This window comes from Bacillus massiliglaciei (assembly GCF_900098925.1).
GTDB lineage: Bacteria > Bacillota > Bacilli > Bacillales > DSM-1321 > Peribacillus > Peribacillus massiliglaciei.
Window position 1 is genome coordinate 22,041 of record NZ_LT622359.1, and the last position, 18,567, is coordinate 40,607.

17 protein-coding genes and 4 tRNA genes are annotated in these 18,567 nt (G+C 44.2%); 20 read left to right on the forward strand and 1 reads right to left on the reverse strand.

Annotated elements, in window-relative coordinates; genetic code table 11:
- Positions 1–13: 13 nt before the first annotated feature.
- Positions 14–631, reverse strand: coding sequence for a spore protease YyaC (gene yyaC / locus BQ4305_RS12060; RefSeq protein ID WP_110928049.1), 618 nt, complete (start codon positions 629–631; stop codon positions 14–16).
- Between the two features lie 289 nt (positions 632–920).
- Here yyaC and BQ4305_RS12065 point away from each other — a divergent pair, with 289 nt between their 5' ends.
- From BQ4305_RS12065 to BQ4305_RS12165, 20 genes are all read left to right on the forward strand, one after another.
- The gene (locus tag BQ4305_RS12065) at positions 921–1,769 is read left to right on the forward strand and encodes a mechanosensitive ion channel family protein (protein WP_234396943.1); all 849 of its coding nucleotides are present in this window, start codon (positions 921–923) and stop codon (positions 1,767–1,769) included.
- A gap of 19 nt (positions 1,770–1,788) precedes the next feature.
- The gene (locus BQ4305_RS12070; RefSeq protein WP_110928050.1) at positions 1,789–1,986 is read left to right on the forward strand and encodes a DUF951 domain-containing protein; all 198 of its coding nucleotides are present in this window, start codon (positions 1,789–1,791) and stop codon (positions 1,984–1,986) included.
- Between the two features lie 81 nt (positions 1,987–2,067).
- The gene (ychF, locus tag BQ4305_RS12075; RefSeq protein ID WP_110928051.1) at positions 2,068–3,168 is read left to right on the forward strand and encodes a redox-regulated ATPase YchF; all 1,101 of its coding nucleotides are present in this window, start codon (positions 2,068–2,070) and stop codon (positions 3,166–3,168) included.
- Between the two features lie 253 nt (positions 3,169–3,421).
- A complete protein-coding gene (gene rpsF, locus BQ4305_RS12080; protein ID WP_110928052.1) occupies positions 3,422–3,709 on the forward strand; it encodes a 30S ribosomal protein S6 in 288 nt (95 codons plus the stop codon).
- A gap of 70 nt (positions 3,710–3,779) precedes the next feature.
- Positions 3,780–4,310 carry a single-stranded DNA-binding protein gene (gene ssb, locus BQ4305_RS12085; RefSeq protein ID WP_110928053.1) on the forward strand — a complete coding sequence of 177 codons (531 nt, stop codon included), beginning with the start codon at positions 3,780–3,782 and terminating at the stop codon, positions 4,308–4,310.
- Between the two features lie 48 nt (positions 4,311–4,358).
- Positions 4,359–4,598: a 30S ribosomal protein S18 gene (gene rpsR / locus BQ4305_RS12090; protein ID WP_110928054.1), complete on the forward strand. Its 240-nt coding sequence runs from the start codon at positions 4,359–4,361 to the stop codon at positions 4,596–4,598.
- Positions 4,599–4,779: 181 nt separating this feature from the next.
- Entirely contained in the window at positions 4,780–5,721 is a 942-nt protein-coding gene (locus BQ4305_RS12095) for a YybS family protein (RefSeq protein WP_110928055.1), read from the forward strand.
- Between the two features lie 35 nt (positions 5,722–5,756).
- Positions 5,757–7,727: a DHH family phosphoesterase gene (locus BQ4305_RS12100; RefSeq protein ID WP_110928056.1), complete on the forward strand. Its 1,971-nt coding sequence runs from the start codon at positions 5,757–5,759 to the stop codon at positions 7,725–7,727.
- Positions 7,724–8,173: a 50S ribosomal protein L9 gene (rplI, locus tag BQ4305_RS12105; RefSeq protein ID WP_110928057.1), complete on the forward strand. Its 450-nt coding sequence runs from the start codon at positions 7,724–7,726 to the stop codon at positions 8,171–8,173. Before BQ4305_RS12100 ends, rplI begins: the two co-directional genes overlap by 4 nt.
- Before the next feature lie 161 nt (positions 8,174–8,334).
- Positions 8,335–9,699 carry a replicative DNA helicase gene (gene dnaB / locus BQ4305_RS12110; protein WP_110928058.1) on the forward strand — a complete coding sequence of 455 codons (1,365 nt, stop codon included), beginning with the start codon at positions 8,335–8,337 and terminating at the stop codon, positions 9,697–9,699.
- Positions 9,700–10,010: 311 nt separating this feature from the next.
- Positions 10,011–11,306: an adenylosuccinate synthase gene (locus BQ4305_RS12120; RefSeq protein ID WP_110928060.1), complete on the forward strand. Its 1,296-nt coding sequence runs from the start codon at positions 10,011–10,013 to the stop codon at positions 11,304–11,306.
- A gap of 240 nt (positions 11,307–11,546) precedes the next feature.
- Positions 11,547–11,622 (forward strand) — tRNA-Lys (locus BQ4305_RS12125).
- Positions 11,623–11,629: 7 nt separating this feature from the next.
- Positions 11,630–11,701, forward strand: a tRNA-Glu gene (locus tag BQ4305_RS12130).
- Between the two features lie 19 nt (positions 11,702–11,720).
- A tRNA-Asp gene (locus BQ4305_RS12135) sits at positions 11,721–11,796 on the forward strand.
- Between the two features lie 68 nt (positions 11,797–11,864).
- Positions 11,865–11,937: transfer RNA gene (locus BQ4305_RS12140), tRNA-Phe, on the forward strand.
- Positions 11,938–12,275: 338 nt separating this feature from the next.
- Complete coding sequence (locus BQ4305_RS12145; protein WP_199880674.1) at positions 12,276–13,691, forward strand: peptidoglycan DD-metalloendopeptidase family protein; 1,416 nt, start codon at positions 12,276–12,278, stop codon at positions 13,689–13,691.
- Between the two features lie 233 nt (positions 13,692–13,924).
- Positions 13,925–14,632 carry a response regulator YycF gene (yycF, locus tag BQ4305_RS12150; RefSeq protein WP_110928062.1) on the forward strand — a complete coding sequence of 236 codons (708 nt, stop codon included), beginning with the start codon at positions 13,925–13,927 and terminating at the stop codon, positions 14,630–14,632.
- 5 nt (positions 14,633–14,637) lie between these two features.
- Positions 14,638–16,470, forward strand: coding sequence for a cell wall metabolism sensor histidine kinase WalK (gene walK, locus BQ4305_RS12155; RefSeq protein WP_110928063.1), 1,833 nt, complete (start codon positions 14,638–14,640; stop codon positions 16,468–16,470).
- Entirely contained in the window at positions 16,467–17,786 is a 1,320-nt protein-coding gene (locus tag BQ4305_RS12160; RefSeq protein WP_234396979.1) for a YycH family regulatory protein, read from the forward strand. Before walK ends, BQ4305_RS12160 begins: the two co-directional genes overlap by 4 nt.
- A complete protein-coding gene (locus tag BQ4305_RS12165; RefSeq protein ID WP_110928065.1) occupies positions 17,773–18,567 on the forward strand; it encodes a two-component system regulatory protein YycI in 795 nt (264 codons plus the stop codon). The genes BQ4305_RS12160 and BQ4305_RS12165 overlap by 14 nt, the downstream gene beginning before the upstream one ends.

An 18,567-nucleotide genomic window follows, 5' to 3' on the forward strand; every position in this document is an offset into this window, starting at 1 on the left:
TTCTTCTATCACTTTATAACGTTTTTTCTTTTTCAAACGTCCATTTGAACGGAGAGATGTTTGGCTTTGGCTTCAGCTGCAGGCCGGCATGATAGATTCCCTCGGATATCGTTTTAGCCATCTTCATGACCAGGCTGAGACGGGTATTCTGTAGGACCATGAATTCCATAAAGCCGCATACATTCACAATTCCCGTAATATGGGCATCCCCGACATCAGGCAGTTCCTTATTGACGCCTGCTCCCGGTTTGACAGGGCCATCGCCGATCTGTACAACGCCCACGCTTTTTAGTTTTCCAAGACAGGCATCTACCCCAACAATAAAGGGATCTCCGTGCATCGTCTTAATCTGTGCCAGTTTTTCTTCAAGATTGACGGCGTGAATCGGGTCATCCAGTGTACCATATACAAAGAAGGACGGGATAGGATCCTTTTCTTTTAATAGAGTGCCTACAAGTGGACCGAGAGAGTCTCCTGTAGAACGATCAGTACCTATACAAACGATGACAATGGGCCGAAACTTTCCTGAGGGAAGCAAACGGATTATTTCCTGGGAAATTTTATCGGAAGCATCCATTTCCTCATGAAGGATCCGATTCGGTCTATTGGTATTTTGAAAGTTTAGATTCATCGGTTCCACTCCTTTGCTAGATTTTATAATCAGTATACGGAAAAACTGGTAGAAATATACATAACGAATCCTTGTTAACGTTAGACAAAGTTGCTTATAATACGACAAAAATGAGGGGGCGAAGGGGAAAGACAATCTATCTGTTTAAATCCGTATCGGAATGCAGTATCAACTGGTAAATATTTTCTAGTGTTTTTACCTATATACCCCTTGTTTTTTTGTACAAAAACCTCTATTTGTTGTTAAAATGAACTTTAGGAGAAAACTTGTTGATAGGTTGGTGAGATAATTGGATTTTGGAAATGAAAATCTGAACGGGTACAGTGAGAGGCTTCTTAATGAGGGAATGTGGCTGGCGCTTGGCGAAGGGATTATTAAAATTATTTTAATTCTGCTGATCTCTCGTTTGATCATCAGTTTAGGAAAGAAAATGATATCGAAATTTTTCCTTGTTCGTTTAAAAAGTCCTATCCGGGTTTCAGAACGCAGGGAAGCCACACTAGTAAGGCTGTTAGAGAACATTTTGACTTATGTCGTTTATTTTATTGCCTTGATCACGATTCTCGAGGTTTGCGGAATAGAGGTCAAAGCCCTCCTTGCTGGAGCAGGAGTCATTGGGCTTGCCATCGGTTTTGGAGCCCAGAGTCTTGTTAAGGATATTATCACCGGGTTTTTCATTGTGTTCGAGGATCAGTTTTCTGTCGGGGATTATGTCAAAATTGCGACCTATGAAGGGGAAGTCATTGAAATAGGACTCAGAACGACAAAAATTAAATGTGATACGGGTGAGATACATATTCTCCCTAACGGAACGATTGCCCAAGTAACGAATTATTCCATTTTGAACAGCATGGCACTGATTGATTTATCCATTCCGAATGATGGCAGTGTAGATCAGGCAGAAAAAGTTTTGAATGAAGAACTTGAAGGGATGGAAGAGCGAATTGAAGGGCTGGTGCATTCACCGAAAGTGCTTGGAATCCAGGAGGTAAATGCGGATGAGATTATTCTTCGGATAGCGGCTGAGACAAAACCGAGAATGAGCCGGGAAATTGACCGTCTTTTGCAGAAAGAATTAAAAATTATTTTAGACCGTGCTGGAATCCAGGCGACTTCCAAAGCTGTCAGCGGGGCATAAAGAGGGAGGTTTTGTTCAGATGGAAGAAAAAGAATATGGATTATATGATATCGTGGAAATGAAAAAGGCTCATCCCTGCGGAGTAAATAAGTGGAAAATCATCCGTCTGGGAATGGATATCCGCATTAAATGTGAAGGATGCGGCCACAGTGTTATGCTGCCGCGCCGGGAATTCGCCAAGAAAATGAAAAAGGTACTGGAGCAGCATGACGCGTAAGGATTTACTTGTCTTTTAATAGCCTGAAATCTATAATTGGAAAAGGTTCATTAAGTTCGAATATTTGAGGAGTGAAGATAAATGGCATTAACAGCAGGGATTGTGGGCTTGCCGAACGTAGGTAAATCCACTTTATTTAATGCAATTACACAGGCTGGGGCGGAATCGGCAAACTATCCTTTTTGTACAATTGACCCGAATGTCGGGATTGTCGAAGTACCGGATCATCGTTTGCAAAAGCTTACGGAACTAGTTCAGCCGAAAAAAACAGTTCCGACCGCTTTTGAATTTACAGATATTGCCGGTATTGTAAAAGGGGCAAGTAAAGGAGAAGGACTTGGAAATAAATTCCTGTCTCATATCCGTCAGGTTGATGCCATCTGTCAGGTGGTTCGCTGCTTTGCGGACGATAATATTACCCATGTTTCCGGAAAAGTGAATCCGATTGATGACATTGAGGTTATTAACCTGGAATTGATCCTTGCTGATTTAGAATCAGTGGATAAGCGTATTGACCGTGTCGGCAAAATGGCTAAGCAAAAAGATAAGGATGCGATGGTTGAGCATGAAATCCTTACGGCGTTAAAAGAGGCCCTGGAAGCAGAAAAGCCGGCCAGATCCGTGGAATTCTCGGATGAGCAGATGAAAGTGGTCAAGGGTATGCATCTTCTGACCGCCAAGCCGATCCTTTATGTAGCGAATGTCAGTGAAGATGAAGTAGCGAATGCGGACAGCAACGAGTATGTGCAGCAAGTCCGTGAATATGCTGCAAAGGAAAAGGCAGAGGTAATTGTGATCTGTGCCAAGATTGAAGAGGAAATTGCTGAGCTTGAAGGCGAAGAAAAAGAAATGTTCCTTGAAGAGCTTGGAATTGAAGAATCGGGCCTTGACCAGCTGATCCGCGCTTCTTACAATTTGCTTGGCCTGGCTACGTACTTTACAGCCGGTGTCCAGGAAGTCCGCGCTTGGACATTCCGAAAAGGCATGAAAGCTCCTCAGTGTGCAGGAATCATTCATACAGACTTTGAACGCGGCTTTATCCGCGCAGAAATTGTTTCCTATGATGACCTGCTGGCTGCCGGAAGCCATAATGCGGCAAAAGAAGCAGGAAAAGTACGTCTTGAAGGGAAAGAGTATGTTGTACAGGACGGGGATGTCATCCATTTCCGATTTAATGTATAAAGAAGAATAAAAGCAGCTCAGCGGACAGTAAGACCGCTTCAGGCTGCCGGAAAAAGACATCGGGGATTTCTCCCTTTCGGTGTCTTTTTTCTGCATTCACGTTGAAAGAAGGAGCTCCATGGCTTGCCCGATGCATTTAGGAGCAAACATTGCCAAGCGTGTAAACCTGTGATATAATCTTTTCTTGTGAGTAATTATAAAAAAATTGCTCCTTGCCCAATCGGGCCGCTTAGACCAAAAGGAGGTGACAGTGATGAAAAAGTACGAAATTATGTACATCATCCGTCCAAACATTGAGGAAGAAGCTAAAAAAGCTTTAGTTGAACGTTTCAACACAATCCTTACTGACAATGGTGCGGAATCTTTAGAAGCTAAAGAATGGGGTAAACGCCGTCTTGCATACGAAATCAATGATTTCCGCGATGGTTACTACATGCTTCTTAAAGTTGAATCTGAAGCAGCTGCGATCCAAGAATTCGATCGTCTTGCTAAGATCAACGAAGACATTATCCGCCACATGGCAACTAAAATCGAAGCATAATTCAATCGTAAATATAAATCTTCCGGCCTGTTTCTCATGAAACGGGAAGGGAACCTAGGGGTTGATTCTGATGATGAATCGCGTAGTTTTAGTAGGACGCTTAACAAAAGATCCTGAATTGCGATATACACCAAATGGAGTCCCGGTTTCCACTTTTACTCTTGCAGTGAATCGGCCTTTTTCGAATCAGCAGGGTGAGCGGGAAGCGGATTTCATTAATTGTGTTGTTTGGCGTAAACCTGCAGAAAATGTGGCCAACTACCTGAAAAAAGGCAGCCTGGCCGGCGTGGATGGACGTGTCCAAACACGTAATTATGAAGGACAAGACGGCAAACGCGTATATGTGACAGAGATTCTGGCAGAAAGTGTTCAATTCCTTGAGCCGCGAAACAGTTCGTCTGGCGACAGGAATGAAGGCGGTTCTTACGGCGGCGGACAAAGAAGTTATAACAACAATAATAACAACTTTGAAACCCCGTTCGGACAAAATTCGAATCAGAATCAACGGAGCAATAACAATAACTACACTCGTGTAGATGATGATCCATTTGCAAATGACGGAAAAACAATCGACATTTCAGATGATGATCTACCATTTTAAACGTTCGGTACGTTTAAATCATTGATTTAATAAGGAGGGAAATTGACAATGGCAGGTGGACGTAAAGGCGGACGTGCAAAACGTCGGAAAGTTTGTTATTTCACAGCAAACGGAATTACACATATCGATTACAAAGATGTTGATTTGCTTAAAAAATTCATTTCAGAACGCGGTAAAATCTTACCTCGTCGTGTAACTGGCACAAGTGCTAAATATCAACGTAAATTAACGATTGCTATCAAGCGCTCACGTACTATGGCATTGCTACCATATGTAGCTGGTGAATAATGACAGGTAAAAAGCACATTAAGGATTTTTCCTTAGTGTGCTTTTTTTTATTTAGGAGAAGCTATTCAAAAAGAGCAGGCTGAACCTGATATTTGAAAATAGAAGGCATTCCCCGCTACAATAGAGAAAGATAGGAATATTTTATCCCTTAGTTAGCTTGGAAAAGAAAGGTTGTGAATGTTTGAATAATGGCAGGAAAGTAGCGGAAGGCGGTGTCCTTTTAGCTATTTATTGTATATTGTTTTTGATGACGCTTTATTTGCCTCTTTTGGGAGGGATTGTTTTCTTCTTTGTTCCCATTCCCTTTATCTTATTTGCAGTGAAGCAGGAACTGTCCTGGTGCTTCGGCTTTCTGTTTATTGCCTGTGTTTTATCGGTTATTCTGGGATCCCTCTTTTCAGTTATACTCCCGCTGACTGCAGGACTGGTCGGCCTGACTGTCGGCCACTTTCTAAAGCAGGGCAGATCCATGCTTTCCATGTACATAACGAGTGTTCTTGTTTTTCTCGGCAGTCTCATTGTCATGCTGGCTGGGTCATCTGTTATCTTCGGAGTCAATTTTATTCAGGAATTTACTTCGGTAATGAAAAAATCATTTGATCAGTCATCCAGCATGATTCAAGGGATGGGACTCGAAGGTTCCGAAGCACAGCTCGCACAGCTGAAGGAATTGCCGGAGCTCATCAATACATTGCTGCCGACTATGCTTGTCATCTCATCCATGGGAATTGTTTTTCTCATGATTCTTGCCGCTCAGCCTTTTATTAAAAGGTTTAGCAGCCGAATGGTCGAATGGCCTCCTTTTAGAAATTTGAGATTGCCCAAAAGCATTTTATGGTATTATTTAATTACTATGCTTTTCTCCCTTTTCATTACGGAAGAAAGCAGTCATTTTGGATATTCTGCTGTGCTCAATCTTCTATATATCCTGCAATTTTTTATTATCATTCAAGGATATTCTTTTGTATTCTTCTTCGCGCATGTGAAGGGCTGGGCTAAGCCTGTCCCTTATATCATTTTAGCGGTCACTCTGCTTATACCTTTTTTCAGCTTCTTTATCAGGTTATTAGGTATAATTGACTTAGGGTTTCCGTTTCGTGAAAGAATCAAGGGGGAAAAGTAAGGGTTGTTAAACAGATGCTTTTAGGAGCTGACATTATGCCATTTAAATTTAAAGAGTGGACGAATTTAGCCCCTTTATACGGGCTGATTATTGCCGCTTTGCTTTTTTTAGGAGTTATTGCTTATTATAATTGGATTTTGTTTCTTGTCGGGTTATTGATCCTGACCGGTCTTGCTTATGCCTCATTCAGGCTTGAAGCAAAAAAGCTTCGGGAAACCGAGGAATATATCTCCACGCTTTCCTACCGGCTGAAAAAGGTAGGAGAAGAGGCTCTGCTTGAGATGCCAATCGGGATCATGCTGATTAATGATGATTATTATATTGAGTGGACGAACCCCTTTCTGGCTTCCTGCTTCAATGAGGATTCACTGGCCGGAAGGTCGCTGTATGATGTCGCTGAGTCGATTGTCCCGTTCATTAAACAGGAAGTGGACACCGAGACGGTCACCTTATACGACCGCAAGTTTCGCATCGTGCATAAGCGTGAAGAACGCCTGCTCTATTTCTTTGATGTGACGGAGCAGGTGGAAATTGAAAAGCTGTATGAAGATGAACGGACTGCAATCGGCATTATCCTGCTCGATAATTATGACGATCTGACACAGGGGATGGATGATCAGCGTCAAAGCAGCCTGAACAGCCTGGTGACCTCGCTTCTTGATAAGTGGGCGCGCGAGTACGGCGTTTTCCTGAAGAGAATTTCATCCGACCGCTTTATCGCGGTCTTTAATGAGAGCATCCTGCTCCAGCTCGAAAAAGGGAAGTTCACCATTCTTGATGAAATCAGGGAATCGACGACAAAGCAAAATGTGCCATTAACCTTAAGTATTGGTGTCGGCTCAGGCGTATCCTCGCTGCCTGAACTTGGGGCGCTGGCCCAGTCCAGCCTGGATTTAGCCCTTGGCCGCGGCGGCGATCAGGTGGCCATCAAGCAGGCGCATGGAAAGGTGAAATTCTACGGCGGCAAAACAAATCCAATGGAAAAACGGACAAGAGTCCGTGCCCGGGTCATTTCCCATGCATTGAAGGATATTGTGCTGGACAGTGACAAGGTTATTGTTATGGGGCATAAAAACCCTGATATGGATGCCATTGGGGCAGCTATTGGGATTCTGAAGGTCGCTCAGATGAATGAACGGGAAGGCTATATCATTTTGAATGCGAACGAGATGGACAACAGTGTCCGGCGTCTGATGGATGCGATTAAACTGAAGCCTGAATTATATTCGCGCTTCATTACGCCTGAAGATGCCCACGAGATGATTACCGATGAGTCGCTGCTTGTGGTGGTCGATACGCACAAACCTGCCATGGTGATCGATGAGAGGCTCCTTAACCGGATGGATAAGGTCGTGGTCATTGACCATCACCGCCGCGGGGAGGATTTCATCTCTAATGCTCTGCTCGTCTATATGGAGCCGTATGCTTCGTCTACAGCAGAACTGGTGACCGAATTACTTGAATATCAGCCGAAACGCAGTAAAATTGATATGCTGGAGTCTACAGCCTTGCTTGCAGGTATTATTGTAGATACAAAAAGCTTCACACTCCGGACAGGATCCCGGACTTTTGATGCCGCCTCTTACTTACGGGCGCATGGGGCCGATACGGTTCTCGTCCAAAAATTCCTGAAGGAAGACGTCGATACGTATCTGAAGAGGTCAAAACTAATCGAACAGGTCTCTTTTTATAAAGAAGGCATTGCCATTTCAAAGTCAACAGACGATGAAATTTATAATCAAGTCGTCATTGCCCAGGCAGCTGATACGCTGCTGACGATGGAGGGCGTGGCTGCTTCCTTTGTCCTGGCAAAACGCTCTGAAGACATGGTGGGCATCAGTGCCCGCTCATTAGGAGATGTCAATGTCCAGGTCATCATGGAAATGATGGATGGAGGCGGACATTTAACCAATGCCGCTACACAGCAGACCTGTACGCTAGATGAAGCGGAGGAAAAGCTGAAAGCAGTGATCGATGAATATTTAGAAGGAGGACAAAAAGAATGAAAGTCATATTCCTGAAAGATGTAAAAGGCAAAGGGAAAAAAGGGGAAGTGAAAAATGTGGCGGACGGTTACGCACATAACTTCCTTCTGAAGCAAGGACTGGCAGTTGAGGCCAATAATGCGAATGTGAAAAGCCTGGAAGCCCAAAAGAAAAAAGAAAACGTCCTTGCGCAAGAAGAATTGCAGCATGCGAAAGAGCTGAAAGACCAACTGGAGAAAATCACTGTAGAGCTGTCTGCAAAAGCCGGTGAAGGCGGACGTTTATTTGGTTCTATCACAACCAAGCAAATTGCTGAACAGCTTCAAAAGAAGCACAGCATTAAAATCGACAAACGGAAAATGGAACTTTCTGAAGGAATCCGTTCTTTAGGCCATACGAAGCTGCCTGTGAAGCTTCATCCTGAAGTTACAGCTACGCTGACTGTTCATGTAGCAGAGATTAACTAAATTTTAGTAGGTTCTTTTATTTAAGAAAACTTGATAGAATAGAGTCAGATGAAAAAATGTGATCGGACGGCACGTCCTATCACTTTTTTTCTTTGTAAAAGTGTCCCTTGTTTGTGATTTTCAGAGAATACTTGTACCTCTTAGATAGGAGGATATTATATATGAATGAAGTGTTTCAAGACCGGATTCCGCCCCAAAATATTGAGGCGGAGCAGGCAGTTCTCGGAGCAATCTTCCTCGAACCATCCTCACTGACCGTCACATCGGAAATCCTGATACCGGAAGACTTTTACCGCAGTTCTCATCAGAAAATCTTCAACGTAATGCTGAAGCTGAATGATGAGGGAAAGGCTGTCGATCTGATAACGGTGACGGAAGACCTGGCTGCAACGAAGAATCTGGAAGAAGTGGGCGGCGTTACGTATTTGAGCGAACTCGCCGGATCGGTCCCTACGGCAGCCAATGTGGAGTATTATGCCCGTATTGTCGAAGAGAAATCCCTCCTTCGCCGTTTGATCCGGACAGCAACGAATATTGCTCAGGAAGGGTACAGCAGGGAAGATGAGGTCGAGGACCTGCTCGGGGAAGCCGAAAAGAATATAATGGAAGTGGCCCAGCGAAAGAACACCGGCGCCTTTCAAAATATTAAAGATGTCTTAGTCCGTGCCTACGATAATATTGAGGAGCTGACGAACCGGAAAGGCGATGTAACTGGAATTCCAACCGGATTTGCAGAGCTGGACCGGATGACGGCCGGTTTTCAGCGCAACGACCTGATTATCGTAGCGGCCCGTCCTTCTGTCGGTAAGACCGCCTTTGCTTTAAATATTGCTCAGAACGTAGCGACGAAAACAGAAGAGAACGTAGCCATCTTCAGTCTAGAGATGGGCTCTGAGCAGCTCGTTATGCGTATGCTTTGTGCGGAGGGCAATATCAACGCCCAGAACCTCAGGACAGGTGCATTGACCGATGAAGACTGGCGCAAGCTGACAATGGCTATGGGAAGCTTATCGAATGCCGGGATTTATATTGATGATACCCCCGGCGTGCGTATTGGGGATATCCGCTCTAAATGCCGTCGTCTTAAGCAGGAGCATGGGTTGGGAATGATCTTGATCGATTACTTGCAGCTGATTCAGGGAAATGGCCGTTCCGGAGAGAACCGTCAGCAGGAAGTATCGGAAATCTCTCGTTCTTTAAAGGCACTTGCCCGTGAACTTGAAGTGCCGGTCATCGCTCTTTCCCAGCTTTCCCGGGGAGTAGAGCAGCGACAGGACAAACGGCCGATGATGTCCGATATCCGAGAATCTGGAAGTATCGAGCAGGATGCGGATATTGTAGCCTTCTTATATCGTGATGATTACTATGATAAAGAAACAGAAAACAAGAACATTATTGAAATCATTATTGCCAAGCAGCGTAACGGCCCGGTAGGAACGGTCTCGCTCGCGTTTGTAAAAGAATATAATAAGTTCGTCAATCTTGAACGGCGTTTTGACGACTCGGGAATGCCGCCGGGTGCCTGACTTAAAAAAGTATCGAGAACTGTCTCGGTACTTTTTTATTTTTATCAATGAACGATGGCAATAAACCGGTGAAATGAGGATCTGTCTGTTTTTTTCTTTCGAAAAGGGCAGGATAGGGATAAACACTTACACGGGCAGGTTTATTCGTTGACTGCAACGATAAATATACGAACAAATACAAAAGATTAATTCTTAAATGTTCGGATTTTGTATTGACTTGTCTTCCTCTTTCTTGATAGAATAGGGTTGTTTGATAAGAACCGGCTATTTTCTTGACCATACATACGGTTCAACCTTTGGAGGTGCAAATTATGTCATCAGTAGTAGTAGTAGGTACACAATGGGGAGATGAAGGAAAAGGAAAAATCACGGATTTCCTCTCTCAAAATGCAGAAGCAATTGCTAGATATCAAGGCGGAAATAACGCTGGACATACAATTAAATTCAACGGAGAGACATATAAACTTCACTTAATTCCATCAGGAATTTTCTTTAGCGACAAGATTTGTGTTATTGGAAACGGAATGGTTGTGGATCCAAAAGCACTTGTTGAGGAGCTTGCTTACTTGCATGAGCGCGGAATCACAACAGACAACCTGCGTATTTCCAATCGTGCGCACGTCATTCTTCCTTACCACATCAAATTGGATGGAGTGGAAGAGGAACGCAAGGGTGCGAATAAAATCGGAACAACGAAAAAAGGAATCGGTCCTGCTTACATGGATAAAGCGGCGCGTATCGGTATCCGCATGGCTGATCTATTGGACCGTGAGATCTTCGAAGAGAAGCTTGCACAGAACCTTGAAGAAAAGAACCGCATGTTTGAGCGATTCTATGAAACAGAAGGATTCAAAATTGAGGATATCCTTAATGAATATTATGAGTACGGCCAGCAGGTCAAGCAGTACGTCTGTGATACATCTGTTGTTCTGAACGATGCACTGGATGAAGGCAAGCGTGTTCTATTTGAAGGAGCACAGGGAGTTATGCTGGATATTGACCAAGGTACGTATCCGTTTGTTACTTCTTCAAACCCAGTAGCGGGCGGCGTAACGATCGGTTCTGGTGTAGGCCCTACTAAAATCAACCATGTTGTTGGTGTTTGTAAGGCGTATACAAGCCGTGTCGGCGACGGTCCGTTCCCAACCGAGCTAAATGACGAAATCGGCCATCAAATCCGTGAGGTCGGCCGTGAGTACGGTACAACAACTGGAAGACCCCGCCGTGTCGGCTGGTTTGACTCTGTTGTTGTCCGCCATGCCCGCCGTGTAAGCGGAATTACAGATTTATCCCTGAACTCAATCGATGTTTTAACAGGAATTGAAACAGTGAAAATCTGTGTGGCGTACAAATATCGCGGAGAAGTAATTCAGGAATTCCCGGCTAATCTGAAAATGATTGCAGAATGTGAGCCTGTCTATGAAGAGCTTCCAGGCTGGTCTGAAGACATTACAGGCTGCAGATCACTGGATGAGCTTCCGGCAAATGCCCGCCACTATGTAGAACGGGTATCTCAGCTTGTCGGTGTGCCGCTGACGACTTTTTCAGTCGGTCCAGACCGTACGCAAACAAACGTGGTCAGAAGCCCTTGGCGCATGGAAGGATAAGAGAAAGAACTGCTTTAAAAGAGACCAGAGAGACGGTTTCCGTTTTTCTGGTCTTTTTTTGTATACAAACAAAGAGGATTTTTTAAAGACAAAAGGGTTTGATAGAGACTAGAATCGGATACAATAAGAAAAATAAATATTTTTTCAAAAATAGTATTGCCTTAATAAGATAATATATGATATTATCAAAAGCGTCGTCACAAAAGGATGGCAAACAGATAACAGAAACAGTAGTATAGAGAGCCATTAGCTCAGTTGGTAGAGCATCTGACTTTTAATCAGAGGGTCGCAGGTTCGAATCCTGCATGGCTCACCATTGATATGGCCCCTTGGTCAAGCGGTTAAGACACCGCCCTTTCACGGCGGTAACACGGGTTCGAATCCCGTAGGGGTCATTTTTATATTTTATTTTTTGGTCCCGTGGTGTAGCGGTTAACATGCCTGCCTGTCACGCAGGAGATCGCGGGTTCGATTCCCGTCGGGACCGCCATTTTATTCTTTAAAATTATAACCAATTGGTTGTTCATATATATTTTTAAAAGATAAAACTTTATATGTGGCTCAGTAGCTCAGTCGGTAGAGCAAAGGACTGAAAATCCTTGTGTCGGCGGTTCGATTCCGTCCTGAGCCATCCTTTAAACGTCCTTAGGGGCGTTTTTTGTTTGTGTTTGAGGAAGTTTTGTTGTTACCATTCCGTAATCTTTCTGAATTGAAAGAAAAGAAGATGTAATGTTTTCCGTAAGCCAGAGTGCTGTTCATATGGGGATTCAGAGAATGATAGTCTGTTAATATTTCCATTAGGTGTAAATGCTTCATTGGCACTGGCTGGCAGCTTTTATACAGTTATATTACAATCCTGTATCGGGTCCGGATTCGGTTTCTTAGTATGTTAGAGTGATGAAGGGAAATTTCGTCACGATGAGTTCAAAACATGAAAGCCGTGAACGATCAATCTGGAGGATTAATGAAATGTTTAAAAGGAAAGAACGTTACTTTTTAAAGTTGGGCGTTTTGATCCTGGCAGCAGGGAGCTTGTTTACAGGCAAGGTTTCGGCTGCAGAGGTGATGAAGGTCAACCATATCTATATAAAAGACCAGTTTATCGGAAGTGTGCAGGATGAGGAAGAAATGAAGAAGGCGCTTCATGAGAAACTGGAAGCAGCCAAAGAAGACTATCCGAATCTTACCTTTACGGAGGATGAACAGGTCAGCCAAGTAGAAGAAATCGTTTTTCATTCGAAAACAGAAGATGAGAAGACGATAGAAAAGCTTAAGGATTCCCTTGAGGTAAAAGCTTCTGCTTATGACATTATGCTTGATGGAAAACCGGTTGTTACGGTCGCGTCTAAAGAAGACGCAGAAGAAGTCATGAAAGAAATCAAGCTTCAATTTATGACGGATAATGAATTAGAAGCATTTGAAAAATTCCAGGATGCGGATCAAAAGGACAAGAAAGAGCCGCTGACTGAGCCAGGCAGCCGAATTGTCGATATCCATTATTCTGTCCCAGTCGGGATGGAAGAGATCTCGGCTGATCCTGAGGATGTTTTAGCTGTCAAAGACGCAGTGAAGTTCATTGAAGAAGGACAGCGTGAACCGTCCGTCCATATTGCTAAAAAGGGTGAAAATCTGGAAGCAATTGCGGAAGCCTATGAGATGAGCCTGAAAGAAGCAAAAGAGCTCAACCCTAAGTTGGAAAAGAAAGAGCTTCAGAAAGGCGATAAGGTACATGTCATGAAAACGACGCCTTATGTCAGTGTTATTGTGGAAAAAGTTAAGCTGAAAGAGAAAGAGATTCCGTACAAAAAGGAAGTTATCAAAGATAAAGAGATGCTGAAGGGCGAAACATCCATTGAGCAGCAAGGTGAGACGGGCACAGAGCAATCCGCCTACTCGGTGATTGAAACGAATGGTGAGATTTCATTGGAAACAATGGAAAGCAAGGAAGTTACGAAGAAGCCCGTGAAAGAAAAGATTAAAGAAGGCACGAAGGTCATCCCTTCTCAGGGCAGCGGATCCTTCATCTGGCCGGCGGATGGCGGATATATATCCAGCAAGCAGGGACAGAGATGGGGCAAGCTCCATAAAGGGATCGACATCGCAAGGCCGACAACCAAAACCATCAAGGCAGCTGACCATGGGACTATTGAGTTTGCCGGTGCTGCCGGAGGCTATGGCAATAAAGTCATGATTGACCATCATAATGGGTATAAAACGGTTTATGCTCATTTGAACTCCATCGCTGTGAAGCAGGGGCAAAAAGTTGAGAAGGGCACGGTCATCGGCCAAATGGGCACGACCGGCCATTCAACCGGAATTCACCTGCATTTTGAAGTCTATAAAAACGGCACACTTGCCAATCCTTTAGATTATATAGCCAAATAAAGAAGGAAGTCTTCGAATACTATTTTCGAAGGCTTCTTTTTTAATAGGAACGGCGATAGCGGGATTCTAGCAATGATAGGTAAAAGGTGATTTAAAGCGGAGAAAATGATAAAGTAGAATAGTGAGAAACTGGAGATTTAAAGCACCTGAATAAAAGGAAGCCAAGCTTTGCTGCTTCACTGGGAAGCAGTTATTTATAGATGAAAAAAGCAGTTTGGAAGGGGATAGAATTGATGGATAAGAAGGTTTTGGTCGTTGATGATGAAAAGCCAATTGCAGATATTCTGCAGTTTAATTTAAAGAAAGAGGGCTATGATGTCTTTTGTGCCTATGACGGCAATGAAGCACTGAAAATGGTAGAAGATCTGCAGCCGGATTTAATCCTGCTGGATATTATGCTGCCTCAGCGGGACGGGATGGAAGTATGCCGGGAAGTCCGCAAAAAATATGAAACACCGATTATCATGCTGACGGCAAAAGATTCCGAGATTGATAAAGTGCTGGGCCTGGAGCTTGGAGCGGATGATTATGTAACAAAGCCTTTTAGTACCCGGGAAATAATTGCAAGGGTAAAGGCCAACTTGAGAAGGCAGCAGGTTGCCCCTGTTCAGGAAAATGTCGATGAGCCAAAAGAAATCGCAGTTGGTTCACTCGTGATCCATCCAGATGCCTATGTGGTGTCAAAGCGCGGGGAGACGATTGAATTAACCCACCGTGAATTCGAATTGCTTCACTATCTGGCAAAGCATATCGGCCAGGTGATGACGCGCGAGCACTTGCTTCAGACTGTTTGGGGCTATGATTACTTTGGTGACGTCAGAACAGTGGATGTAACAGTCAGAAGGCTGCGCGAGAAAATTGAGGATAATCCAAGCCATCCTGGCTGGATTGTAACGCGAAGAGGAGTAGGTTATTACCTTCGTAACCCTGAACAGGAGTAAGGTCCATGAAAAAGGTCGGTTTTTTTCGTTCGATACATTTTAAGTTTGTGTTGATTTATGTACTGCTGATTTTCGTGGCTATGCAGATCATCGGTGTGTACTTTGTGAAGGAATTGGAAAATAACCTGCGTGAAAATTTCCAGGAATCCATCGAAGGCCATGTCAACCTTCTGAGCTACAGTATAGGGGAAGAAATGATGAAGGAGCGGACGGAGGATGATCCGACTCTTACAGAAGCCATTTCAACGATCCTAGAAGATAAAGATAAGCAATCAAGCAACATTTCGGAAGTCCGAGTGATTGAAATGCGAAGCAAGCGGGTCATTGGAACTTCCGATCCCGGCAATCAGGGAATTGTCGGCCAAAAGACGACAGAGGGCCTGGTTAAGCGGACACTTGCCTATGGCCTGAAGGATTCCGACATTTACCGTGATCAGTCTACGGGTAAACGGATGTGGATTCTCTCGATGCCGATCGATCCGAACGGTGAGGTACTCGGGGCAATCTATTTGATCGCTGATATGGAGAATGTTTTTGAACAGATGGATGAGATCAACAGCATTTTCATTACCGGCACGGCGATTGCCTTAGGGATTACCGCTATCTTAGGAATATTGCTGGCCAGAACGATTACAAGACCGATGTCAGATATGCGAAAACAGGCGCTTGCCATGGCCAAGGGGAATTTTTCCCGAAAGGTTCGGGTATATGGCGATGATGAAATCGGGCAGCTAGCTGTCACCTTCAACAACCTGACGAAAAAGCTTCAGGAATCCCAATCCAGCACGGAAGGGGAGCGAAGAAAGCTTTCATCTGTCCTGACAAATATGACAGACGGCGTCATCTCGACAGACCGCAGAGGACGCGTCAACTTGATCAATGAGCCGGCAGCCAAGCTTCTGAACGTTTCACGTGAAACGGTATTGAATCAGCCCATCATTCAAGTGCTCGGCCTGGAGGATGAGTACTCATTTGATGATTTGCTGGAGGAGCGGGAATCTGTCATCCTCGATTACAGCAAAAAAAATGAAGCCTTCGTCCTCCGTGCCAATTTTTCTGTCATCCAGAAGGAGACAGGGTTTGTTAATGGTCTTATTACGGTTCTGCATGATATTACGGAGCAGGAGAAGATTGAAGCGGACCGCAGGGAGTTCGTTGCCAATGTTTCACACGAATTGAGGACGCCGCTCACAACGATGAGAAGCTACTTGGAAGCATTAGCGGACGGCGCCTGGAAGGATGAAGAGATCGCTCCTGCTTTCTTAAGTGTGACCCAAAATGAAACCGAGCGAATGATCCGTCTGGTGAATGATTTGCTTCAATTATCAAAGATGGACAGCAAAGATTACCTTTTGACAACGGGCTGGGTGAATTTTAATAAGTTTTTTCACCATATTATCGACCGTTTTGAAATGACAAAGAATGAGGACATCACGTTCAAACGGGATATTCCAGAGGAGAACTATTATGTGGATGTGGATGAGGATAAAATCACTCAGGTTCTTTATAATGTGATTTCTAATTCCTTGAAATATTCTCCTGAAGGGGGCCAGGTCACATTCCGTGTCCGTCCGTCTGAAGGCTTCATTGTCATCAGTATTTCGGATGAGGGAATGGGAATCCCGCACAATCTGATTGATAAGATCTTCGAACGTTTTTACCGTGTAGATAAAGCGAGGACAAGGAAACTGGGCGGTACCGGCCTGGGGCTGGCCATCGCGAAGGAAATGGTAGTTGCTCATGGCGGAAAGATTTGGGCCGAGAGTACGGAAGGCAAAGGAACGACCGTATTTTTCACCCTTCCATATGAGCAGGAGGAAGAGGATGAGTGGGCATGAATGTAGAAAATGCAAAAAGCATTATTTTAGTGATTCTGATTGGCATCAGTGCCTTTTTGACATGGGAAATATGGACCTTTACGCCTAAGTATGAACAAATCGATTCCTCTGGATACATTAAGCTGCCGAGTGATAAACAAACGGTTGAGGATGTTGTGAAGCCCGACCGCATCCGTATATCCCGCGGCGGCGGCATCTATCTTACCTACGACCGGGACAGGGTTCAGCTATTTGAACAAAGGCTGAGAAAATGGTCGTTATATAATCTGCAAGTCAGCCATTCGGATATGACAGCGGCTCAGATGAAAAGTTTTATGGATGATGAGGACACGGCGGAAATCAATTATGCGGCAGAAGTGCCGTTTCAGTCTTATAAAAATATCCTGACCATCGAGGACAAAGAAGTGCCGAGCTTCTCTTTTGACCGGATCTTTATTAAAGAGAAAGACATTCGGGGGGCCAACAGTAAGCTGTACTTTGTCTCTAAGGAGGACGGTGCGATTATGGAAGCCTCAGTTGCGACAAGAAATCTGGAAGAATTCCAGCATGATTTCTTCGATAAAGCAACGAGCTACCCGCCATACTTCGTCCATGAAGCCAACGATGACAACCTGGTGTATCTGCCGGCGAACCCTGTCAAGGTGAATACCTACAGATACTATGTGGATTTCATCAGCATCAATAACTTCAAATCGGCTCTGTTTAACCCTAAATTTGTCCGGAGCGAAGTTGTCAATAACGGACAGGAGTTTACGGACGGAAGCAGGCTGATGTCAGTGAACAGGCAGAATTTCATGATTGATTTCATCAACCCCGCCCAACGAAGCAAATTATTCGGAAGCAATAGTGAACTTTTGGAGAAAAGCATTAACTTTGTGAATGATCATGCCGGATGGAAAAATGGAAATTACCGTTTTACCAATATGGATGTGAATGAGCAAAGTGTCAGGTTCAGGCTCTATATGGACGGCTATCCTGTCTTCAACGAGCAGGGAATGACAGAGATTGAACAGGTCTGGGGCAAGGATGATATCTATCAATATAAACGTCCGTATTTCACCCTGGATGTTGTTGTGCCGGATGTGGTGGAGAAGACCCTGCCGAGCGGCCAGGATGTCCTCGATCAGCTGGAGAAAGCAAGGAATGTCGACTTTAACAACCTGAAAGATGTGACGATCGGCTACCGCCTATCAAATTCTTCCATGGATCCGAAGAAGCTTGTGATCCTGGAGCCGGCTTGGTATTACCGAACCGGAGATACTTGGCTGCAAGTTCCATTTGAAACACCGGGAGGCGATCAAGATGGATTGGAATAGGACGAAATCCATTTTCATACTGGTGTTTTTCATATTGAATGTCTTTCTGCTCTATCAGCTCCTGGATAAAATCAATGAAAATCGGTTCCAGCTGATTACAGAAACATCGATTGAGGAACTGCTGAAGGAAGAAGACATCAAATATGTTCCGCTTCCGAAGCAAAAGGTGCAGGAGCAGTTTTTGATGGCAAAAAGCAAAACCTTCAAAGAAAAAGAATTGCCGAAAATGGATAATCAGGAATTGAAGGTGATGGACGGCACAACATTGTCCGGAACCTTCAAAAAACCTTTGACCATCAGCCAGAACATCCAGTCCTCAGAGCTGGAAACGCTCGTGAAGGAGCAGATGATGGCCGGCGATGAGTATAAATTCTATAAATATGACGAGACCCTCAAGACCATTACGTTTTATCAGGTGTATGATAAAAAAATGTTCTATAATAACAGCAAAGGGAAAATCACGCTGTTTTTGAATAGCAAAGGCGAAATAGACTCGTATGAACAGACCTACCTCGAGAATATTGAAAAATATAATAAGCAGAAGGAACTGGTCCTTCCGATCAAGGCCATCGAGGTCTTGTACAGGGAAGGGGACCTGATGCCGAAGAGCAATATCACGAAGGTGGAATTAGGCTTTTATAATTCGCTGCAGACACCGTCTCAGTCTCATCTGTTTGTTCCGGCCTGGAGAGTGGCTGTAGAGGGCAAGGATGACCTGTTCGTGAATGCGTTCGACGGGGAAGTCATTGAGTTGAATACAGAAGAAAAAATACTGGAGTGA